This is a genomic window from Pseudomonas reinekei (assembly GCF_001945365.1).
Taxonomy (GTDB): domain Bacteria; phylum Pseudomonadota; class Gammaproteobacteria; order Pseudomonadales; family Pseudomonadaceae; genus Aquipseudomonas; species Aquipseudomonas reinekei.
Genome location: NZ_MSTQ01000005.1, coordinates 443650 through 464364, shown reverse-complemented (window position 1 = coordinate 464364; position 20715 = coordinate 443650). Strand labels below are relative to the sequence as shown.

Sequence of the window (20715 nt, the reverse complement as noted above, 5' to 3'; positions counted from 1 at the left end):
ATGGTGCGAGAGGCCGTCACGATCTACAACCAAGAGCGGCCGCACCTCTCTTTAAAATACAAAACGCCCGATGCGGTGCATCGGGCGTTAGGGTGAAACAGGTGTAAACCTATTTCAGGACTAGACACCTGATGGTTTTGCATCGGCCGGCTCGGCCACATTGGAATGCGATCAACTGTGGGAGCGAGCCTGCTCGCGAAAGCGTCGACCCAGACAAGGCAAATCTTCAGGCCTTCTGTTCAAACGCCACATAGATCTTGCGGCACGGCTCCAGCACTTCCCAGGTGCCGCGGAAACCGGCCGGGATCACGAAGCGATCACCCGCGCGAACGGTTTTGCTATTACCGTCGTTGTCGCGGAGGACGGAAACACCCTGGACGATTTCGCAGTATTCATGTTCGGTGAAATTCACCAGCCATTGGCCGACGGCACCTTCCCAGACGCCGGCATTCAATTGACCGCAAGGGCTGTTGAAGTGGTTGTACACCACTTGTTCGGGGTCGCCCTTGAGGACTTTGGCCGGGTCTGGACGGTAGCGCTCAGGCTCGGTGGTGGCCTGACTGAAATCGACGATGTTCTGGATGCTCATTGTTGTAAATCCCCCGTGAATGCGACGCGAGTGGTTGAAAGTCCCAAAGTCTATGTTTATTAAAATGAACATCGCAAGGCCGTTTGCCGGCCTTATGTCAAATATATTGAAACATGAGGGCTGGCTGGTTTAGGGTGGCGGGTGCCTTGAGCCGAAAAGCAGGCTGGCCGGGCAGAATTCCTGACAGCGCCCGCGAAGAACGCGGGTGTCGTATTCAATAAGAGGAGGACACTCGCATGACCACCCTGACTCGTGCCGACTGGGAACAACGCGCCAAAGACCTGAAAGTCGAAGGCCGCGCCTACATCAATGGTGAGTACACCGATGCCGTCTCCGCCGAGACGTTCGAGTGCATCAGCCCGGTCGATGGTCGTCTGCTGGGCAAGATTGCCAGCTGTGATGCCGCCGACGCCCAGCGCGCTGTTGAAAACGCCCGTGCCACCTTCAATTCCGGTGTCTGGTCGCGCCTGGCGCCGACCAAGCGCAAAGCCACCATGATTCGTTTTGCCGGCTTGCTGAAACAGCACGCCGAAGAGCTGGCCCTGCTTGAAACCCTGGACATGGGCAAGCCGATCAGCGACTCCCTGTACATTGACGTTCCCGGCGCGGCGCAAGCCCTGAGCTGGAGCGGCGAAGCCATCGACAAGATCTACGACGAAGTCGCGGCTACCCCGCACGATCAGCTGGGCCTGGTCACGCGCGAGCCAGTCGGCGTGGTCGGCGCCATCGTGCCGTGGAACTTCCCGCTGATGATGGCGTGCTGGAAACTCGGCCCGGCGCTGTCCACCGGTAACTCGGTGATCCTCAAACCGTCGGAAAAATCGCCACTGACTGCCATCCGCATCGCGGCCCTGGCCGTTGAAGCCGGCATTCCGAAAGGCGTGCTGAACGTGCTGCCAGGCTATGGCCACACCGTCGGCAAGGCGTTGGCTCTGCATAACGATGTCGATACTCTGGTGTTCACCGGTTCGACCAAAATCGCCAAGCAACTGCTGATCTACTCCGGCGAATCGAACATGAAACGCGTCTGGCTCGAAGCCGGCGGCAAAAGCCCGAACATCGTGTTCGCCGATGCGCCGAACCTGCAAGAGGCTGCCGAAGCCGCTGCCGGCGCCATCGCGTTCAACCAGGGCGAAGTCTGCACTGCCGGTTCGCGCCTGTTGGTGGAGCGTTCGATCAAGGACAAATTCCTGCCGCTGGTGATCGAGGCGCTGAAAACCTGGAAGCCGGGCAACCCGCTGGACCCGGCGACCAACGTCGGCGCGCTGGTGGATACCCAGCAGATGAACACCGTGTTGTCTTACATCGAGTCGGGTCATACCGACGGCGCCAAGCTGGTCGCGGGCGGAAAGCGCATCCTGCAGGAAACCGGCGGTACTTACGTCGAGCCGACGATTTTCGACGGTGTGAGCAATGCGATGAAAATCGCCCAGGAAGAAATCTTCGGGCCCGTGTTGTCGGTCATCACCTTTGACAGCGCCGAGGAAGCCGTGGCGATCGCCAACGACACGCCTTATGGCCTGGCCGCTGCGGTGTGGACTTCGGACATCTCCAAGGCTCATCTGACTGCCCGCGCATTGCGCGCCGGTAGCGTGTGGGTCAACCAGTACGATGGCGGCGACATGACCGCACCGTTCGGTGGCTTCAAGCAGTCCGGTAATGGCCGCGACAAGTCGCTGCACGCGTTCGACAAGTACACCGAGCTTAAGGCGACCTGGATCAAGTTGTAAGCCGTTAGGAGGGTCCGTTCGCGAGAGCAGATCCTTCAGACGAAGCAGATCCCCTGTGGGAGCGAGCCTGCTCGCGAAAGCGGTGTATCAGTCAGCCGATGTGCTGAATGTGAAACCGTATTCGCGAGCAGGCTCGCTCCCACATTTGCTTGATGTGGCCTCTAACAATAATTTTCCACAGGAGCGTGGAACATGCGTTGGGCGACGTATTTCGCCGTGTTGGCGTCTGTCTTGAGTGTTGGCCTGGCCCTCGGCGTCAGCATGCCGCTGGTGTCGTTTCGCCTGGAAAGCTGGGGTTACGGCTCGTTCGCCATCGGCGTGATGGCGGCCATGCCGGCCATTGGCGTGCTGGTGGGCGCGAAGATTTCCAGTCATCTGGCGGCGCGTCTTGGCACCGCCAATCTGATGCGCCTGTGCCTGTGGGCCGGTGCGGTGTCCATCGGGTTGTTGGCGTTGTTGCCGAGCTACCCGATCTGGCTGGTGCTGCGACTGATGATCGGGGTGATCCTGACCCTTGTCTTCATCATCGGTGAAAGCTGGATTAACCAGCTGGTGGTCGAGCAATGGCGCGGGCGGTTGGTGGCGTTGTATGGCAGCAGTTATGCGTTAAGTCAGCTGGCCGGGCCGGTGTTGCTGGGTTTCATGGGTACCGATCACGATTATGGCTTTTGGGTCGGCGTCGGCTTGCTGATGGCTGCACCGTTTCTATTGCTGGGCCGCAGCGGCGCGCCGAGCAGTGAGGCCAGCAGCGTGACGTTCAGGGATCTGCTTGGGTTCTGTCGTGGCCTGCCGGCGATTGCCTGGGCGGTGTCGCTGTTCGCCGCATTCGAAGCGATGATCCTGACGCTGCTGCCGGTGTACTGCCTGCGCCAGGGTTTCACCACGGAAATCGCCCTGGCCATGGTCAGTACGGTGGTGGTCGGCGATGCAGTGCTGCAATTGCCGATCGGTGCGCTGGCCGATCGTCTGTCGCGGCGGGCGTTGTTCACCGGTTGCGCGGTGGTGCTGCTGGTGTCGAGCCTGGCGATCCCGATGCTGATCGACACACTCCTGATCTGGCCGTTGTGGGTGCTGTTCGGGGCCAGTGCCGGTGGATTGTTTACCCTGTCGCTGATTCTGATCGGTGAACGCTATCGTGATGACGCGCTCGTTCGGGCCAATGCGCACATCGCACAGTTGTGGGGGATCGGGTGTCTGGTCGGGCCGTTGCTGGCCGGTGCCGGGAGTCAGTGGGTGAGCGGGCACGCGTTGCCGTGGTTGATGGCGGCAGGAGCGCTGGGTGTATTGATCGTGGTGTCGCGCCAAGGGGCATGTGGCGCGGTGGCGGAGCCGGCCTAGAGCATCCGCTCAAGGCCGACTGTGTCACTCAGCCACGCATTGAAGCGCCGCCACCAACTGCCCGGTTCCCTGGTCAAGGTGTGCATTTGGCCGTCGTCTTCGGTCACCCAAACCACCTGGTCGTTCTCCAGTTTCACCTGATAACTGAGGGGCGGCGCCATGCCCTGTAATGCAAGCTCGCGGACTCGGGCCGCGAGTTCGGGGCTGTCCACGAGCACCCCGACTTCGGTGTTCCACAGCACCGAGCGCGGGTCGAAATTGAAAGAGCCGATGAAGGATTTCTTCTGGTCGAAGATGATCGCTTTGCTGTGCAGGCTCGAGGCGGACTCGCCATAGGACCGGCTGGAAAACAGCCGGGGCCCGCTGCCGCCTTCATCGCCAGGCTGGCGACGCAGCTCGAAAAGCTGCACGCCATGTTCCAGCAACGCCTTGCGATACGGCCCGTAGCCGCCGTGCACCGCCGGTACATCCGTGGCTTCCAGCGCGTTGGTCAGCAGTCGCACCGACACCCCGGCATCGGCGCGGCCCGTGAGGAACACCAGCCCCGGTTTGCCGGGCACGAAGTAAGCCGAAACCATGATCAGTTCTTTGCTGACGCCATTGAGCTCTGGCGCCAATTGCGTGGTCAGCAGTAATTGCGGATCGGGCTCATCCTTGGCCAGCACCTTGCTCGGCGCATCCCATAAAGCCTGGTTCCAGGCCCAGATCAGCTCTTTGCGCCAAATATCCAGACGCGGTTCAGTGGCGAACTTCATCAACTGCTGATATAGCGCGTGATTCTGCCTGCGGGATTCCTCCAGCGATTCTTCCAGGCGCGTGCGGGTAGTTTGCAGATCCTCGGCAGTCGGCTTGCTGGAGACGAACGCATCGATCGGTTTGCTCAATGCGCTGTTCCAGTATTGGTCGAAACTGTGTCCGAGCTGCTCGGCAACCGGGCCGACGCCCAGTATGTCGATGTCGGTGAAATTCAGGTTGGGCTCGGCATCGAAGTACTCGTCCCCCAGGTTGCGTCCGCCGACGATGGCCATGCTGTTGTCGGCCAGCCACAACTTGTTATGCATGCGCCGGTGCTGCTGCGAAAGGTTGAGCAGCCGGCCCATGGTTCGCGTGACGCCGGTGCTGCGCCCCAAATGCAAAGGGTTGAACACGCGAATCTGGATGTGTGGATGCGCTGCGAGGGTGGCGATGGTGCGATCCAGGCCATCGCTGGTGGTGTCGTCGAGCAAGATCCGCACACGCACGCCCCGGTCAGCGGCCTTGAGCAGTTCCTCCACCAGCATTCGCGTACTGATGCCGTCATGCACGATGTAGTACTGCAGATCGAGGCTGCTTTGGGCGTTGCGGATCAATTCGGCACGGGCGGTAAACGCCTCGGTGCTGTCGGACAGCAAGCGAAAGCCCGATTTGCCTTCATGGGATGCGGCCTGGGCCTGGACCGAACGCCCAAACGCCGAGGCGCTCGCCGGCAGTGCCTGGCTCGGTTCACGCTGTACGTCGAAGCTGGCGCAGCCGCCGAGGAGCGACGCGAGTAACACAAGAGCAAGCAGGGGCTGTTTGACTCTCACGTGGGATCGTTCCGGTTGGCGGCAGAAGTTGGCATATGGACGCTGATATTCGCAGAAAGGTCAGTCGGTCAGTCCGTCGGTCTCGGCCAGCAGCTTGATGGCGGCGGCGCCGACTTTGCGCACGGCCTCTTCAATCTGTGCCGTTGGTTTGGCAGCGTAGTTCATGCGCAGGCAATTGCGGTATTTGCCAGAGGCGGAAAAGATACTGCCGACGGCAATCTGTACGCCCTGATCGTACAGGGCACGATTCAGTTTCAGCGTGTCGAAGCCCTCCGGCAGTTCCACCCACAACATGAAGCTGCCTTGTGGACGGCTGGCACGGGTGCCTGCGGGGAAGTAGCGGCTGACCCAGTCGATCATCAGGTCGCGATTACGCTGGTATTGCGTGCGCATCCGCCGCAGATGCGGCTCGAAGTGGCCGCCCTTGAGAAATTCGGCAATGGCAATTTGCGGCTGCGGTGCCGTGGAGCCGGTGCTGATGTATTTCATGTGCAGCACCCGTTCCAGATAACGCCCCGGCGCGACCCAGCCGATGCGCAAGCCGGGCGCGAGGGTTTTGGAAAAGGAACTGCACAGCAGGACACGACCGTCCTCGTCGAAGGATTTGATCGTACGTGGGCGCGGGTAGGTGTAGGCCAGTTCGCCATACACATCGTCTTCGATGATTGCCACGTCGAAACGCTGTGCGAGCATCAGCAGCGAGCGTTTGCGCGACTCCGGCATGATGTAGCCCAGCGGGTTATTGCAGTTCGGGGTCAACTGTATGGCCTTGATCGGCCATTGTTCCAAGGCCAGTTCCAGAGCATCCAGACTGATCCCCGTGAGCGGATCGGTGGGGATCTCCAGGGCTTTCATGCCCAGGCCCTTGAGGGTTTGCATGGCGCCGTGAAAGCTTGGCGAGTCCACGGCCACGATGTCTCCCGGCGCGCAGATGGCGCGGATGCTGGTGGACAGCGCTTCGTGGCAACCGGTGGTCACCACCAGTTCGCCGGGGCCCAGCTGACAGCCGGAATCGAGCATCAGCCGGGCGATTTGCTCGCGCAGTTCGAGGTTGCCGTGAATGTTGTCGTAATACAGCCCGGGCATGTCCTGACGCCGGCTGATTCGCGCAAGGTCGCGCAATAGCGGCTTCAGGGTGGGCGTGGTGATGTCCGGCATGCCGCGTCCCAGTTGCACCACATCCTTGCGCGGTACCGCGCGAATCAGCTCCAGCACTTGATCCCACTGCGAAATATCCACAGGACGCTGGGCCGGACGACCCACCGCCGGCAACTCCGGCAGTTCGCGACTGGCCGGCACAAAGTACCCCGACTTGGGCCTCGGCATGGCCAGCCCGCTGTCTTCGAGCACCCTGTATGCCTGCTGCACGGTGCTCAGGCTGACCCCGTGTTCAACGCTTAATGCCCGAACCGACGGTAGACGATCACCGGGGCGATAAAAGCCCTGTTCGATACGCGTACCGAGCAATTCGGCGAGATTGACGTAAAGGGTCATGGCGCAGCCTCGATGTGGGTATTTCGATTAACCAGTACAGATGAAGCAAAAATACGGGATTCAGAGCCAAAATCAGCAAATCTGTATGGAGATAATACAGGAGCTTTGAATCTGTAACGCTTTTTGTCTTCCGCGCATCATGGAATCTCTGGCTACCCAAGTAAACAGGAGCATTCAAAAATGAACGGTTTGAGCGATGTGCGGCTGACGTTACACAGTCAGGAACTGGAGACAGGGCAAAAGGACCACGCACGCAATGCGCTGATGCGCAACGCGCCGTCCGGCCTGAGTCGCTGGGATCTGTTCTGGCAACGCCTGCACACGCGCAAAGCGTTGCTGAGCCTGACGCCTGAACAGCTCAAGGACATCGGGCTGACGCGAGAGCAGGCGCAGGAGGAGGGGTTGAAGCCATTCTGGCGGATATGACTTTTGCGGTGTTCTGCAGGGCCTTGTCGCGGGCAAGCGCGCGCACTGGATTTGTGATCGACGCAAATCCCTTGTGGGAGCGAGCCTCCTCGCGATGACGGCCTTACAGGCGCAGGAAATTTCTCAAACCAACTCTTTAAGCCGATGCCAAAGCATCCCCAACGCCAGCAACGGCGAGCGCAAATGCTTGCCGCCCGGGAAGGTGATGTGTGGCACCTTGGCAAACAGGTCGAATCCACCGCTGTGTTGACCACTGATGGCCTCGGCCAGCAGCTTGCCCGCCAGGTGCGTGGCGTTCACGCCATGACCGGAATAAGCCTGGGCGTAATACACGTTCGGCTGGTCCTTGAGTCGGCCGATTTGCGGCAGGCGGTTGGCGCCGATGCCGATCATGCCGCCCCATTGATAATCGATCTTCACATCACCCAGGCGTGGAAAAACCTCCAGCATTTTCGGCCGCATGTAGGCCGCGATGTCTTTTGGGTCCCGACCGGAATAATGGCAGGCGCCGCCAAACAGCAAGCGGCGGTCCGCCGAGAGTCGGTAGTAATCCAGTGCCACTCGCTGATCACAGACCGCCATGTTTTGAGGCAGCAGGGCGTGGGCCAATTCTTCACTCAGGGGTTCAGTGGCGATGATGTAGCTACCGGCGGGCAGCACCTTCCCGCTGAGTTCCGGGTTGAGATCGCTGAGATAGGCATTGCAACCGAGTACCAGCGTCTTGGCGCGGACCGAGCCTTGGGCGGTATGAACCTTGACCTCGGGGCCGTAGTCGATGCGGGTAACGGCGGACTGCTCGAACAGTTGCACCCCGAGTTGCTGCGCAGCCGCCGCTTCGCCCAGCGCCAGGTTGAGCGGTTGCAGATGCCCGGAACCCATGTCGATCAGGCCACCCACATAACGGTCGGAGCCCACCACCGTGTGCATGTCTTCAGGTTGCAGCAGGCGGGTTTCATAGCGATAACCGAGGCTGCGCAGTTCTTCGGCATCTTCGGCGAAACCTTCGAGGTCGCTGGGTTTGTTGGCCAGGTCGCAATAGCCCCACGTCAGGTCGCAAGGAATCTGAAATCGATCGATTCGCTGGCGGACGATTTCCACGGCTTCCAGGCCCATGAGTTTCATTTGCCGCACGCCGTCGGTGCCGATCACGTGGGTGAACTGATCGAGGCCATGGCCGACGCCGCGAATCAACTGCCCGCCATTGCGGCCGCTGGCGCCCCAGCCAATTTTGCGGGCTTCGAGCAGGACCACGCTGAGGCCGCGCTCGGCCAGTTCCAGCGCCGTGTTCAACCCTGAAAAACCACCGCCGACCACGCACACATCGGCCACCATTTCACCTGTGAGCGCCGGATAATCCGGTTGCGGCAGGCTGCTGGCCGCGTAATAGGAGGCAGTGTGCTGGGCACGGGCGTTCATGCGCGTCATCCTGATGGCTATGTTTAGAAAATTTGACGGAGCATAAGCCGGACCTTCCCGGACGGGCAACACTGGTCGGTTGGCGCTGTCTGGATCAAGGGTTTTGCGTCAGAATCCGGTTCTATTCCGCTTTCGGTCAAGGCTTCAATGAGTTGCAACAGCCAGAAAATCCGCACGCTGCGCCAACAGATCCCCTCGTTCGAGTGCGTGCCCGGCTGCCATGACTGCTGCGGGCCCGTGACCACCTCGCCGGAAGAAATGTCGCGCCTGCCGCGCAAGACCCGGGCCGAGCAGGATGCGGCCATGGATGAGCTCAACTGCGTTCACCTCGGGCCGAACGGCTGCACGGTGTATGACGAGCGCCCGCTGATCTGTCGGTTGTTCGGCACCACCAAGACCTTGCCGTGCCCCAATGAGCGCGGGCCGGTGGAATTGATTCATCCAAGAGTCGAGAAGCAGATATTCGAATACATGGCTTCCAACCGGCAGGTGTTGGTTTAGATCCTCGAACCGAGTTTTCCGCATCGCTAGCAGGCTAGCTCCCACAGGGAATGCAGGTGAACCACAGATGTTTGTTCACCACCTAACCTGTGGGAGCCAGCCTGCTGGCGATAGCAGCACCACAAATGTCAGTCCGGTATCGGCAGGGTCAGGCTCTCTTTCACCTCTTCCATCACGATATAACTCTTGGATTCGCGCACATGCGGCAGCTTGAGCAGGATGTCGCCCAGCAGTTTGCGGTATGAGGCCATCTCGGAAATCCGCGCCTTCACCAGGTAGTCGAAATCCCCTGACACCAGATGGCACTCCAGCACGTGGGGCAGCTTCAGCACGGCGCGTCGGAACTCTTCGAACGTATCGCCGGATTTGTAATCGAGGCTGATCTCGACGAACACCAGCAAGCTACCCTTCAAATGCTGCGGATTGAGCCGCGCGTTGTAGCCCATGATGATCCCTTCGCGCTCCAGCCGGCGGACCCGTTCGGTGCAGGGTGTGGTCGAGAGCCCGACCTTTTCCCCCAGTTCGGTAAAAGAGATACGCCCGTCCGCTTGCAGGATCCGCAGAATATTGCGGTCGATCTTGTCCAGTTCCCGTTTGGTTTGAGTATTGGTACGCATAGGGGATGCGCCTCCGTAAAAAGGGTTTTTGCCGAGAATTGTCGCCAAATATAGGCGCTTATATAGTGAAAAGCACTGGCAGATCTTTTTTACACTGCGCACATCTGAAGCTCTGAACAATAAACGTCAGCGGTTCGCCGCGATGAGGGAAATGAAAATGCGCGTTATGGTCTTGGGTAGCGGCGTCATCGGTACCACCAGTGCTTACTATCTGGCGCGTGCCGGGTTTGAGGTGGTGGTGGTCGACCGGCAGCCGGCTGCTGCCATGGAGACCAGTTTCGCCAACGCCGGCCAGGTATCGCCGGGTTATGCCTCGCCGTGGGCCGCGCCGGGCGTGCCGCTCAAGGCCATCAAGTGGCTGCTGCAGCGCCACGCACCTTTGGCGATCAAGGCCACCGCCGATATCGATCAGTACCTGTGGATGGCGCAGATGCTGCGCAACTGCACCGCCAGCCGTTACGCGGTGAACAAGGAGCGCATGGTCCGTCTGTCCGAGTACAGCCGTGACTGCCTCGACGAATTGCGCTTGGAGACCGGCATCGCCTACGAAGGCCGCAGCTTGGGTACCACCCAACTGTTTCGCACCCAGGCTCAACTGGACGGTGCTGCGAAAGACATCGCCGTGCTGAAAGAGTCCGGCGTGCCGTTCGAACTGCTCGACCGCGAGGGCATTGCCCGCGTTGAGCCGGCTCTGGCCAGCGTCACTGATATTCTCGCCGGTGCCCTGCGCCTGCCGAACGACCAGACTGGCGACTGCCAGATGTTCACCACCAAGCTTGCCGAGATGGCTGCCAACCTCGGCGTGCAATTCCGTTTCGGCCAGGACATCCAGCGCCTGGACTTCGCCGGTGACCGTATCAACGGCGTGTGGATCGACGGCAAGCTGGAAACCGCCGACCGCTACGTGCTGGCGCTCGGCAGCTACTCGCCGCAGCTGCTCAAGCCGCTGGGGATCAAGGCGCCGGTGTACCCGCTCAAGGGCTATTCGCTGACCGTGCCGATCACCAACCCGGCGATGGCGCCGACTTCGACCATTCTCGACGAGACCTACAAGGTCGCGATTACTCGTTTCGACAACCGCATTCGCGTCGGCGGCATGGCGGAGATTGCCGGTTTTGACCTGTCGCTGAACCCGCGTCGGCGTGAAACCCTGGAGATGATCGTCAACGACCTTTATCCTCAGGGCGGCAATCTGGCCGAGGCCAGTTTCTGGACAGGCCTGCGTCCGACCACCCCCGACGGCACGCCGATCGTTGGCGCCACCCCGTTCAAGAACCTGTTCCTGAACACCGGTCACGGCACACTCGGCTGGACCATGGCCTGCGGTTCGGGTCGGTTGCTGGCTGATCTGATGGCCAGGAAAAAGCCACAGATCAGCGCCGAAGGCCTCGATATTTCCCGTTATGGCAGCAAAACCCAGGAGTCTGCAAAGCATGTCAGTCCAGCGCCAGCTCACCAATGAGCGCATGAGCCAGATCGTCACCCACAACGGCACGGTGTATCTGGCCGGACAGGTTGGCGACGATTTCGACGCCGGGATCGAACAGCAGACCCGCGATGTACTGGCCAACATCGAGCGTCTGCTCGATCTGGCCGGGACTGACAAGCAACATCTGCTGTCGGCAACGATTTACCTGAACGACATCGATGCGCATTTTGCCGCGATGAACTCTGTTTGGGATCAGTGGCTGCCAAAGGGCGCCGCCCCGGCTCGCGCCACCGTCGAAGCGAAAATGGCCAAGCCAAGCATCCTGGTCGAGATTTCGATCGTCGCCGCGCTGCCGTAAACCGTAGTAAAGATCCCTCTTCCGGTGCTGCTGGCGGTATACGCCGTCAGCCAGCGCCGGTTTTTCTTCCAAACGACCGACCAGAAGTCTGCCGCCATGCGCCCTGCCCGTGCCCTGATCGACCTTCAAGCCCTGCGTCACAACTTCCAGATCGCCCGTGAAATCACCGGGGCCAAAGCCCTTGCTGTGATTAAGGCCGATGCCTACGGCCATGGCGCGGTGCGTTGCGCCCAGGCGCTGGAAGCCGAGGCGGACGGCTTCGCCGTGGCCTGTATCGAAGAGGCCCTGGAGCTGCGTGCTGCGGGCATTCGTGCGCCGGTGTTGTTGCTGGAAGGTTTTTTTGAAGCCGATGAGTTGCCGCTGATCGTCGAGCACGGCTTATGGTGCGTGGCGCATTCGCTGTGGCAACTCGAGGCGATCGAAAAGGCCGCGTTGAGCAAGCCGATCAACGTCTGGCTCAAGCTCGATTCGGGCATGCACCGGGTGGGTCTGCATCCGAAGGATTATCAGGCGGGCTATCAACGGCTGCTGGCCAGCGGCAACGTCGCGAAAATCGTGCTGATGAGCCACTTTGCCCGGGCCGATGAATTGAACAGTCAGGCCAGCGCCGAGCAGGCGGCGGTGTTCGAAGCGGCGCGTCAGGGTTTGTCCGCCGAAGTCAGCTTGCGTAACTCGCCGGCAGTGCTGGGCTGGCCGCAAATCCCGAGTGACTGGGTGCGCCCGGGCATCATGCTCTATGGCGCCACGCCTTTCGAGGAGGCCAACGCCATGGCCTCTCGGCTGCAACCGGTGATGACCCTCGAATCGAAAGTGATCAGTGTGCGTGAATTGCCGGCCGGCGAGCCGATTGGTTATGGTGCGAAATTCATCACCCCCAAGCCGATGCGCGTCGGCGTGGTGGCGATGGGTTACGCCGATGGTTATCCACGTCATGCCCCGACAGGTACGCCGGTGTTGGTCGCCGGACAACGCAGCCAGTTGATTGGCCGGGTGTCGATGGACATGCTGTGCGTTGATTTGACCGATATCCCGCAAGCAGGCCTGGGGTCAACGGTCGAATTGTGGGGCAAAAACATCCTCGCCAGTGATGTGGCCATGGCCGCTGGCACGATTCCTTACCAGATCTTCTGCAATCTGCGTCGGGTGCCACTGCTCTATTCCGGCAGCTAGCGCAGAACGAGGGGGGGCCGGAAGTCGCCTCGCCGAACAGGATTCAGGCCAAAGTGTTGTAAATACTGAACGCTGTCGCCATGATAACGCTCACTATTCCAACAATCTGAATCCTGGAGGCGCAAGCTTGGACGTCGGTGAACGACTGCAATCGATCCGCAAGCTCAAAGGTCTTTCCCAGCGTGAACTCGCCAAACGCGCGGGCGTCACCAACAGCACGATTTCGATGATCGAGAAGAATAGCGTCAGTCCCTCGATCAGTTCGCTGAGGAAAGTGTTGGGCGGGATTCCCATGTCCATGGTCGAGTTCTTTTCCGAAGAAATCCTGCAGGAAAAACCGACTCAGATCGTCTACAAGGCTAACGAGCTGATCGATATTTCCGATGGCGCAGTGACCATGAAACTGGTCGGCCGGGCGCACCCGAGCCGGGCGATCGCGTTCCTCAATGAAATCTACCCGCCAGGTGCCGACACCGGTGATGAGATGCTCACCCACGAGGGCGAGGAGACCGGCATTTTGGTGGAAGGGCGGCTGGAGCTGGTGGTCGGGCTGGAAACTTTTGTGCTCGAAGCCGGCGATAGCTACTACTTTGAAAGTACCAAGCCCCATCGTTTCCGTAATCCGTTCGATGCACCGGCGCGACTAATCAGCGCAGCAACACCGGCAAATTTTTAACAAAAGAGGCGCCCTGCCAGCACGGCCGAGGCACCCGAGACGTTTTACCGTTGCACAACAAGACCCCTTCGACTTTGGGGTTGTTTCAGTGTCGCGGGCTTACCGCTATACTTGCGCCCGCCTGCGAACCGTGGCCGTAGGCGTGACTAGCCACCATTGAGGGTGAACGCGTGAACCTAATTATGAAAATGCTGGCTGTACCAGCAACCGTATTGGCCCTCTGGGCTGCCAGCGCTCAAGCTGCGACGAACGACGAGATTGCCAAGCGCCTGGAGCCGGTTGGCCAGGTCTGTGTGACCGGTCAAGAGTGCAAGGGCATGGAAGTCGCCGCTGCTGCCGGCGGTGGTGGTGGTGCCAAAGCACCTAAAGACGTTATTGCAAAACATTGCAACGCTTGCCACGGCACCGGCCTGTTGGGCGCGCCGAAAATCGGCGACAAGGCGGCCTGGAAAGAACGTGCCGACCACCAGGGCGGCCTCGACGGCATCCTGGCCAAAGCCATTACCGGTATCAACGCAATGCCGCCGAAAGGCACCTGCGCCGACTGCACCGATGAAGAGCTGAAGGGCGCCATCAAAGAGATGTCCGGCCTGTAACACGCCTGCCTCTTGCGCGAAAAAGCCGCTTTCGAGCGGCTTTTTTATGCCCGCGATTTGCCGCCCGAGGCTGGTTATTGCAGCAAAGACCCGGCAAGCTCGGTCCAACCCCACGTCATGGAATGGAAGGGAGGATCGGATGGTGCAGCTGTGTTCTATCGAGCAAGCGGTCGAGGATGTGCTGGCACGATTGCCGGCGCATATTCACATGGGCCTGCCCTTGGGGCTGGGCAAACCCAACCACTTCGTCAACGCGTTGTATCAACGCATCGCGCAATTGCCGGAGCGGCGACTGACGATCTACACCGCCCTGTGCCTCGGCCGCCCTGCGTTGGGTGACGGGCTGCAAAAGCGCTTTCTCGAACCCTTTGTCGAACGGGTTTTTGGTGATTATCCGGAACTGGATTTTCTCGCCGGCCTGCAGCACGACAATCTGCCCGCCAACATCCACATCCAGCAGTTTTTCATGCAGCCGGGCAGCCTGCTCAACAGTGCGTCGGCGCAGCAGGACTACGTCAGCAGCAATTACAGCCATGCGGCCCGGGACATCAATGCCGCCGGATTGAACCTGGTGGCGCAGCTGGTTGCCAGCCATGCTGATCATCCCGACCGCTTGAGTCTCAGCTGCAATCCGGACATCACCCTCGACCTGTTGCCGATGATCGCCAAACGCCGGGCGGCCGGTGAGACCATCCTGATGGTTGGCCAGGCGCACGATGAGTTGCCTTACATGCCCGGTGATGCAGAGGTCGGCATTGATACCTTTGACCTGTTGATCGACAAGAAGGACAGCACCACCCTGTTCTCCACTCCAAACATGCCGGTGGGCTTCCAGGACCATTTCATCGGCCTGCACGCCAGTACATTGGTGCGCGATGGCGGCACGTTGCAGATCGGTATCGGTTCCATGGGCGACGCGCTGACGGCGGCGTTGCTGGCGCGGCAAGCCGACAATGACGGTTATAAAGCTTTGCTGGCGGACGTGAACCTCAGCCAGTGGGCGCAACTGATCGAGCGCGAAGGCGGCATTGAGCCGTTCGCCAGAGGCCTTTACGGTTGCAGCGAAATGTTCGTCAACGGTCTGCTGGTGCTGGCTGATGCAGGCATCGTGAGGCGCAAGGTGTATCCGGACGTGCCCACCCAGCAGCAGGCGAATGCCGGCACCCTCGACGAGGCGGCGCAAACCGACGGCATCTCGGTGCATGGCGGTTTCTTTCTCGGGCCGCGCAGTTTCTATGAGCGCTTGCGAGCGTTGCCGCAGAGCAAGCGGCTCGAATTCAACATGACCCGCATCAGCTACATCAACGAGTTGTACGGCCAGGAAGAGCTCAAGCGCCTGCAGCGCCTCGATGCGCGGTTCATCAACACGGCGTTCACCGTGACTCTGTTGGGCGCTGCGGTGGCGGATCAGCTGGAAGACGGCCGCGTGCTCAGCGGCGTCGGCGGGCAGTACAACTTTGTGGTGCAAGGCCATGCGCTGCAAGGCGCACGCTCGGTGTTGCTGCTGCGCAGCTGGCGCGAGTCGGGCGGCGAGGTCAGTTCCAATATCGTCTGGGAGTACGGCCACTGCACGATCCCGCGGCACCTGCGCGACATCGTGGTCACCGAATACGGCATTGCCGATCTTCGCGGCAAGACCGATGCGGCGGTGATCGAAGCCTTGCTCAATATCAGTGACTCACGCTTCCAGCCAGGGCTGATCGAACAGGCGCAAAAGATTGGCAAGCTACCGAAGGATTTCCGCCTTGATCCGCGTTTCAACGACAACCGCCCAGAACGTTTGCAGGCGATTCAGGCACGGCATGCGCAGCTGTTTCCGGAATACCCGTTGGGCTGTGATTTCACCGACGTGGAGCGGGATGTATTGCGCGCGCTGAACTGGTTGAAGAGCAAGTTCAAGCTGAGCGAAGTGCTGGAGTTGGGCAAGGCTGCGCTGGATGCGCCGCAACCTTCGGCCTTTCCTGAGCATCTGCAGCGCATGCGGCTGACGAGCCCTCAAGGGCTGAAAGAAGATTTGTACCAGCGTTTGCTGCTCACGGGCCTCAAGGCCACTGCGCAATAACTGCCCACCCAAAAACCAACTGTGGGAGCTAGCCTGCTAGCGATTTCAGTCTGTCGGTCATGAAGGTGGTGACTGACACGACGCCATCGCTAGCAGGCTAGCTCCCACAGGGGGTTGCGGTGTGGCGGCGTTAGTCGATGAAGGTCACGACGCCCCCAGCCAGCGACTTGACGCGTGCCAGCGATTCAACGCGATAACCCTGCGAATCCAGCTCCGCACGGCCACCCTGGAACGACTTCTCGATCACGATGCCCAGGCCGGCAACTGTCGCGCCAGCCTGTTTGATGATCGAGATCAGCGCCTGGGACGCTTTCCCATTGGCCAAAAAGTCATCAATGATCAGCACGCGGTCGCTGCTGGTGAGGTGGCGCGGGGAGATGGCCACAGTGCTTTCGGTCTTCTTGGTGAACGAGTAAACGGTCGCCGACAGCAGGTTTTCAGTCAGGGTCAGGGACTGTTGCTTGCGGGCGAAAATCACCGGCACGCCGAGGTTCAGGCCGGTCATGATCGCCGGGGCGATGCCCGAGGCTTCGATGGTGACGATCTTGGTGATGCCCGAGTCCTTGAACAGCGTGGCGAATTCGTCGCCGATCAGCTTCATCAGGGCCGGGTCGATCTGGTGGTTCAGGAAGGCGTCGACCTTCAGGACCTGGTCGGAAAGCACGATGCCTTGTTCGCGGATTTTCTGGTGCAGGGCTTCCATGAAGCTGTCCTCTGTTGGCGCGTTGTACGCCCTAAGGTTTTAAAAAAGTGGTCAATTCTAGCGCTTTAACATCGCGCGTATATCCGCCAATGCGTTGTTTCCGCGTACGGCTTTGACTTCGGTCGGTGTGTCGTCGTTGCCTTCCCAGGCCAGGTCATCCGGCGGCAGTTCATCGAGGAAGCGGCTCGGTGCGCAATCGATGATCTCGCCGTACTGTTTGCGCTTGGCGGCGAAGGTGAAGGCCAGGGTCTGGCGCGCGCGGGTAATGCCCACGTAGGCCAGCCGGCGTTCTTCTTCGATGGTGTCGGCTTCGATGCTGGAACGGTGTGGGAGGATTTCCTCTTCCATGCCCATGATGAACACGTAGGGGAATTCCAGGCCCTTGGACGCGTGCAAGGTCATCATCTGCACGCCTTCGGCACCGTCTTCCTCTTCCTGCTGACGCTCCAGCATGTCGCGCAGGACGAGTTTGCCGATGGCGTCTTCGACGGTCATCTCGCCTTCTTCGTCCTTCTCCAGGGTGTTTTTCAACGCCTCGATCAGGAACCAGACGTTGCCCATGCGGTAGTCGGCGGCCTTGTCGCTGGAGCTGTTGGTGCGCAGCCAGTTCTCGTAGTCGATGTCCATGACCATGCTGCGCAGGGCCGAGATCGGGTCTTCGCCGGCGCACTGCTCGCGCACCCGGTCCATGAAGCGCTTGAAGCGCGACAGGCGATCAGTGAAGCGGCTGTCCAGATGTTCACCCAGGCCGATTTCGTCGGTGGCGGCGTACATCGAGATTTTTCGCTCGGTGGCGTAGTTGCCCAGTTTCTCGAGGGTGGTGGAGCCGATTTCCCGGCGCGGCACGTTGATCACCCGCAGGAAGGCGTTGTCGTCGTCCGGGTTCACGATCAGGCGGAAGTAGGCCATCAGGTCTTTCACTTCCTGGCGCCCGAAGAAGCTGTTGCCGCCGGACAGGCGATACGGCACCTGGTGATGCTGCAGTTTCAGCTCGATCAGCTTGGCCTGGTAGTTGCCGCGATAGAGGATCGCGAAATCGCTGTACGGCCGGTCGGTGCGCAAGTGCAGGCTGAGGATTTCCATGGCCACGCGCTCGGCTTCGGCGTCTTCGTTGCGGCAGCGGATCACGCGGATCTCGTCGCCGTGGCCCATTTCACTCCACAGCTGCTTTTCGAATTCGTGCGGATTGTTCGAGATCAGCACGTTGGCGCAGCGCAGGATGCGGCTGGTGGAGCGATAGTTCTGCTCCAGCATCACCACTTTCAAGGACGGGTAGTCGTCCTTGAGCAGCATCAGGTTTTCCGGGCGGGCGCCGCGCCAGGCGTAGATCGACTGGTCGTCGTCGCCCACCACGGTGAACTGGTTGCGCTTGCCGATCAGCATTTTCACCAACAGGTACTGGCTGGCATTGGTGTCCTGGTATTCGTCCACCAGCAGGTAGCGCACCTTGTTCTGCCACTTTTCCAGGATGTCGGCGTGTTCTTCGAACAGCTTCACCGGCAGCAGGATCAGGTCGTCGAAGTCCACTGCGTTGAACGCCTTGAGCGTACGCTGGTAGTGGGTGTAGACGATGGCGGCGGTCTGTTCCTTGGGATTGCGGGCGTTTTCCAGGGCCTGGGCCGGCAGGATCAGGTCGTTTTTCCAGGCGCCGATCATGTTCTTGATCTCGTCGACGCCGTCGTCGCCCGAGTATTCCTTCTGCATGATGTCGGTCATCAGGGCCTTGACGTCTGTTTCGTCAAAAATCGAGAAGCCCGGTTTGTAGCCCAGCCGCGCGTGTTCCTTGCGGATGATGTTCAGGCCCAGGTTGTGGAAGGTGCAGACCGTCAGGCCACGACCTTCACCGGCGCGCAGCAGAGTGCCGACCCGTTCCTTCATCTCGCGGGCAGCCTTGTTGGTGAAGGTCATGGCGACGATGTACTGGGCGCGGATGCCGCAGTTCTGGATCAGGTGCGCAATCTTGCGCGTGATCACGCTGGTCTTGCCGGAGCCTGCACCGGCGAGCACCAAAAGAGGGCCGCCGACGTAGCTCACGGCTTCTTGCTGCCGGGGATTGAGTCGGGACATAGGTAAACTCAGGCGTCAGTCACGAAATGGGCCGGCATTTTAACAGGCTCAGCGATTTGTGCTGCTCTCTCCGACTTGTGACGCACAACGCGAACTCTAATTGCCGGTTTTGTTACTTTCACGCAGGATGCGCAACGGATTTGCGTCTAATGTACGTAATTCCGGATACAAAGATCTCGTTTGATAACTGATGTCATTGTCATTAGTTGTCGGCACGGCATAATGCCCGTCGCCTACATCTTTGCAGAGTCTAGGGAGCTAGCTTGTCTACGCCTGTCGAACCCTTGCGTTTGCTGCTACTGGCCGAAGAGCCAGCGTGGGCAGCGTTGTTGCGCGAGTGTCTGGCTCCGATGGGGAGCTCGGCCGTGCTCATCAGCGCGCCGAGTTGGGAGTCGGTCAGCAGTCTGTTCGATGACAACCGCACTGCGGTGTTATTGACGATCCCGGCTCTTCAGCCGGCGCCGGGCCGTTGCAGTTTGCCAACGGTGTTGCTGCTTGAACACGAACCGCTCACACCGCCCGATGGCGTCAGCGACTGGCTGGTCCGCGACCATCTCGACCCCGGCATGCTGCGCCGTTGCTTGCGTCATGTGCGTGAGCGCGGTGTGCTGGAGAACACCCTGCAACGCCTGGCCGAGCAAGACCCGTTGACCGGCATCGCCAACCGCCAGGGTTTCCAGACCTTGCTGGCGGCGCGTCTGGCGGAAAACGACGGTCGCGGCCTGGCCCTCGGGCACCTCGACCTCGATAACTTTCGTCATGCCAACGACGCCCTCGGCCATCAGGCAGGCGACCGGTTGATCCTGCAGGTGGTCGCCCGGCTCAAAAGCCAGCTCGAAGCGGGTGATCAGCTGGCGCGACTGGGCAGCGATGAGTTCGCCCTGCTGATCGATACCCGCCGCGCCCCGCAGCGCGCCGAATGGATGGCCGAACGCATCACCGAAGCGCTGGCCGAGCCCTATTGGGTCGATGGCGAAAGCCTGTTGATCGGCTCTAGCCTGGGCATCGCCCACGCCCGTGCCCAGGCCGGTGCCGACCCGTTGATGTGGCACGCGCACATTGCCATGCAGCAGGCAAAGAGCACTCAGGGCTGCACCTTTCATATCTTCAACGAACGCATCAATCGCAATGCCCGCAGCATCGCCGATCTCGAAACCGAGCTGCGTCGGGCGTTGCGTCGCGATGAACTGGAACTGCACTACCAGCCACGCCTGAACCTCGAAGACGGGCAGATCGTCGGTCTCGAAGCCCTCGTGCGCTGGCGTCACGCTGAACGCGGTTTGCTGCCGCCGAGTGAATTCGTGCCGCTGGCCGAGCAAAGCGGTTTGATTGTGCCGCTGGGCTATTGGGTGATTTCCCGTGCCCTGCGTGACATGCAGGCGCTGCTGGAACTGGGCTTGCCGCCGCTGCACATGGCGATCAACCTGTCGTTCCGCCAGTTTCAGGACAGCCAGCTGCTATCGACCCTGAGCCGGTTGATTGCCGAGCGTGGCGTCGAAGCGCAGTGGCTGGAATTCGAATTGACCGAAACCGCGGTCATGCGCCGCAGCGATCTGGTGAAGCAAACCATGGACGCCCTCGGGCGACTGGGCGTGCGTTTTTCCCTCGACGACTTCGGCACCGGATTCTCGTCGTTCGTGCACCTCAACAGCCTGCCGATCACCTTGCTGAAGATCGACAAGAGCTTTGTCGGCGGCATGGAGCAGCGCGAAGAAAACCGCAAGCTGGTTCACGCGATGATCAACCTGGCGCACAACCTCAACCTCGAAGTGGTGGCCGAAGGCGTGGAAACGCCGGAGCAACTGGATTTGTTGCGCGGATTCGATTGCGATCAAGTACAGGGTTATCTGATCAGCAAGCCACTGGCGTTGGCGGATCTGGTGGAATATTTGATGTTTGGCAGCAATCAGCAGGCGCCGCTGGAAGTGGTGGTGTAACCACAACACTTGCAGGAACGCGCTTTTGTGGCGAGGGAGCA

General features: G+C 60.4%; 19 protein-coding genes. 12 read left to right on the top strand and 7 right to left on the bottom strand.

The window, feature by feature from the left end:
• A partial coding sequence (locus tag BVK86_RS29315) for an integrase core domain-containing protein (RefSeq protein WP_139315762.1) occupies positions 1 to 96 on the top strand: 96 nt, incomplete at its 5' end.
• Between the two features lie 130 nt (positions 97 to 226).
• Here the strand turns inward: BVK86_RS29315 and BVK86_RS11265 are convergent.
• A complete protein-coding gene (locus tag BVK86_RS11265; RefSeq protein ID WP_075946507.1) occupies positions 227 to 589 on the bottom strand; it encodes a cupin domain-containing protein in 363 nt (120 codons plus the stop codon).
• 236 nt (positions 590 to 825) lie between these two features.
• On the opposite strand from BVK86_RS11265, the gene BVK86_RS11260 reads away from it, so the two are divergent.
• Together BVK86_RS11260 and BVK86_RS11255 are read left to right on the top strand one after the other, a co-directional pair.
• The gene (locus BVK86_RS11260; protein WP_075946506.1) at positions 826 to 2319 is read left to right on the top strand and encodes an aldehyde dehydrogenase; all 1494 of its coding nucleotides are present in this window, start codon (positions 826 to 828) and stop codon (positions 2317 to 2319) included.
• A gap of 192 nt (positions 2320 to 2511) precedes the next feature.
• The gene (locus BVK86_RS11255) at positions 2512 to 3657 is read left to right on the top strand and encodes an MFS transporter (RefSeq protein ID WP_075946505.1); all 1146 of its coding nucleotides are present in this window, start codon (positions 2512 to 2514) and stop codon (positions 3655 to 3657) included.
• Here BVK86_RS11255 and BVK86_RS11250 read toward each other — a convergent pair.
• Positions 3654 to 5222: a phospholipase D family protein gene (locus BVK86_RS11250; RefSeq protein ID WP_075946504.1), complete on the bottom strand. Its 1569-nt coding sequence runs from the start codon at positions 5220 to 5222 to the stop codon at positions 3654 to 3656. The genes BVK86_RS11255 and BVK86_RS11250 overlap by 4 nt on opposite strands.
• A 60-nt stretch (positions 5223 to 5282) precedes the next feature.
• Entirely contained in the window at positions 5283 to 6716 is a 1434-nt protein-coding gene (locus BVK86_RS11245) for an aminotransferase-like domain-containing protein (RefSeq protein WP_075946503.1), read from the bottom strand.
• 180 nt (positions 6717 to 6896) lie between these two features.
• Here BVK86_RS11245 and BVK86_RS11240 point away from each other — a divergent pair, with 180 nt between their 5' ends.
• Entirely contained in the window at positions 6897 to 7142 is a 246-nt protein-coding gene (locus BVK86_RS11240) for a DUF1127 domain-containing protein (protein WP_075946502.1), read from the top strand.
• Positions 7143 to 7265: 123 nt separating this feature from the next.
• On the opposite strand, the gene BVK86_RS11235 is transcribed toward BVK86_RS11240, so the two are convergent.
• Positions 7266 to 8558 carry an NAD(P)/FAD-dependent oxidoreductase gene (locus tag BVK86_RS11235; protein ID WP_075946501.1) on the bottom strand — a complete coding sequence of 431 codons (1293 nt, stop codon included), beginning with the start codon at positions 8556 to 8558 and terminating at the stop codon, positions 7266 to 7268.
• A gap of 147 nt (positions 8559 to 8705) precedes the next feature.
• Here BVK86_RS11235 and BVK86_RS11230 point away from each other — a divergent pair, with 147 nt between their 5' ends.
• Positions 8706 to 9059 (top strand): YkgJ family cysteine cluster protein, encoded by a 354-nt coding sequence (locus BVK86_RS11230; RefSeq protein WP_075946500.1) that lies wholly within the window; start codon positions 8706 to 8708, stop codon positions 9057 to 9059.
• A gap of 128 nt (positions 9060 to 9187) precedes the next feature.
• On the opposite strand, the gene BVK86_RS11225 is transcribed toward BVK86_RS11230, so the two are convergent.
• Positions 9188 to 9676, bottom strand: a complete 489-nt coding sequence (locus tag BVK86_RS11225) for an Lrp/AsnC ligand binding domain-containing protein (RefSeq protein ID WP_007975155.1) — start codon at positions 9674 to 9676, stop codon at positions 9188 to 9190.
• A 157-nt stretch (positions 9677 to 9833) separates the two neighbouring features.
• Between BVK86_RS11225 and dadA the strand changes: the two genes are divergently transcribed.
• From dadA to BVK86_RS11195, 6 genes are all read left to right on the top strand, one after another.
• Entirely contained in the window at positions 9834 to 11138 is a 1305-nt protein-coding gene (gene dadA, locus BVK86_RS11220) for a D-amino acid dehydrogenase (RefSeq protein ID WP_075946499.1), read from the top strand.
• The gene (locus BVK86_RS11215) at positions 11110 to 11463 is read left to right on the top strand and encodes a RidA family protein (RefSeq protein ID WP_075946498.1); all 354 of its coding nucleotides are present in this window, start codon (positions 11110 to 11112) and stop codon (positions 11461 to 11463) included. The genes dadA and BVK86_RS11215 overlap by 29 nt, the downstream gene beginning before the upstream one ends.
• A gap of 96 nt (positions 11464 to 11559) precedes the next feature.
• Positions 11560 to 12633: an alanine racemase gene (gene alr, locus BVK86_RS11210; RefSeq protein ID WP_075946519.1), complete on the top strand. Its 1074-nt coding sequence runs from the start codon at positions 11560 to 11562 to the stop codon at positions 12631 to 12633.
• A gap of 127 nt (positions 12634 to 12760) precedes the next feature.
• Complete coding sequence (locus BVK86_RS11205) at positions 12761 to 13309, top strand: cupin domain-containing protein (protein WP_007947433.1); 549 nt, start codon at positions 12761 to 12763, stop codon at positions 13307 to 13309.
• Between the two features lie 182 nt (positions 13310 to 13491).
• The gene (locus tag BVK86_RS11200; protein ID WP_075946497.1) at positions 13492 to 13905 is read left to right on the top strand and encodes a c-type cytochrome; all 414 of its coding nucleotides are present in this window, start codon (positions 13492 to 13494) and stop codon (positions 13903 to 13905) included.
• Positions 13906 to 14044: 139 nt separating this feature from the next.
• Positions 14045 to 15967 carry an acetyl-CoA hydrolase/transferase C-terminal domain-containing protein gene (locus tag BVK86_RS11195; protein ID WP_075946496.1) on the top strand — a complete coding sequence of 641 codons (1923 nt, stop codon included), beginning with the start codon at positions 14045 to 14047 and terminating at the stop codon, positions 15965 to 15967.
• Positions 15968 to 16097: 130 nt separating this feature from the next.
• On the opposite strand, the gene BVK86_RS11190 is transcribed toward BVK86_RS11195, so the two are convergent.
• Together BVK86_RS11190 and rep are read right to left on the bottom strand one after the other, a co-directional pair.
• Positions 16098 to 16670, bottom strand: a complete 573-nt coding sequence (locus tag BVK86_RS11190; protein WP_075946495.1) for a xanthine phosphoribosyltransferase — start codon at positions 16668 to 16670, stop codon at positions 16098 to 16100.
• A 57-nt stretch (positions 16671 to 16727) separates the two neighbouring features.
• Positions 16728 to 18737 carry a DNA helicase Rep gene (gene rep, locus BVK86_RS11185; RefSeq protein ID WP_075946494.1) on the bottom strand — a complete coding sequence of 670 codons (2010 nt, stop codon included), beginning with the start codon at positions 18735 to 18737 and terminating at the stop codon, positions 16728 to 16730.
• A gap of 263 nt (positions 18738 to 19000) precedes the next feature.
• On the opposite strand from rep, the gene BVK86_RS11180 reads away from it, so the two are divergent.
• Complete coding sequence (locus BVK86_RS11180) at positions 19001 to 20674, top strand: putative bifunctional diguanylate cyclase/phosphodiesterase (protein WP_075946493.1); 1674 nt, start codon at positions 19001 to 19003, stop codon at positions 20672 to 20674.
• Positions 20675 to 20715: the final 41 nt, after the last annotated feature.

Bases quoted from the DNA above. Each gene is read 5' to 3' on its own strand.
- BVK86_RS11265 (WP_075946507.1), bottom strand. From the start codon at position 589: ATGAGCATCCAGAACATCGTCGATTTCAGTCAGGCCACCACCGAGCCT.
- BVK86_RS11260 (WP_075946506.1), top strand. From the start codon at position 826: ATGACCACCCTGACTCGTGCCGACTGGGAACAACGCGCCAAAGACCTG.
- BVK86_RS11255 (WP_075946505.1), top strand. From the start codon at position 2,512: ATGCGTTGGGCGACGTATTTCGCCGTGTTGGCGTCTGTCTTGAGTGTT.
- BVK86_RS11245 (WP_075946503.1), bottom strand. From the start codon at position 6,716: ATGACCCTTTACGTCAATCTCGCCGAATTGCTCGGTACGCGTATCGAA.
- BVK86_RS11240 (WP_075946502.1), top strand. From the start codon at position 6,897: ATGAACGGTTTGAGCGATGTGCGGCTGACGTTACACAGTCAGGAACTG.
- BVK86_RS11235 (WP_075946501.1), bottom strand. From the start codon at position 8,558: ATGAACGCCCGTGCCCAGCACACTGCCTCCTATTACGCGGCCAGCAGC.
- BVK86_RS11230 (WP_075946500.1), top strand. From the start codon at position 8,706: ATGAGTTGCAACAGCCAGAAAATCCGCACGCTGCGCCAACAGATCCCC.
- BVK86_RS11225 (WP_007975155.1), bottom strand. From the start codon at position 9,676: ATGCGTACCAATACTCAAACCAAACGGGAACTGGACAAGATCGACCGC.
- dadA (WP_075946499.1), top strand. From the start codon at position 9,834: ATGCGCGTTATGGTCTTGGGTAGCGGCGTCATCGGTACCACCAGTGCT.
- BVK86_RS11215 (WP_075946498.1), top strand. From the start codon at position 11,110: ATGTCAGTCCAGCGCCAGCTCACCAATGAGCGCATGAGCCAGATCGTC.
- alr (WP_075946519.1), top strand. From the start codon at position 11,560: ATGCGCCCTGCCCGTGCCCTGATCGACCTTCAAGCCCTGCGTCACAAC.
- BVK86_RS11200 (WP_075946497.1), top strand. From the start codon at position 13,492: ATGAAAATGCTGGCTGTACCAGCAACCGTATTGGCCCTCTGGGCTGCC.
- BVK86_RS11195 (WP_075946496.1), top strand. From the start codon at position 14,045: ATGGTGCAGCTGTGTTCTATCGAGCAAGCGGTCGAGGATGTGCTGGCA.
- BVK86_RS11190 (WP_075946495.1), bottom strand. From the start codon at position 16,670: ATGGAAGCCCTGCACCAGAAAATCCGCGAACAAGGCATCGTGCTTTCC.
- rep (WP_075946494.1), bottom strand. From the start codon at position 18,737: ATGTCCCGACTCAATCCCCGGCAGCAAGAAGCCGTGAGCTACGTCGGC.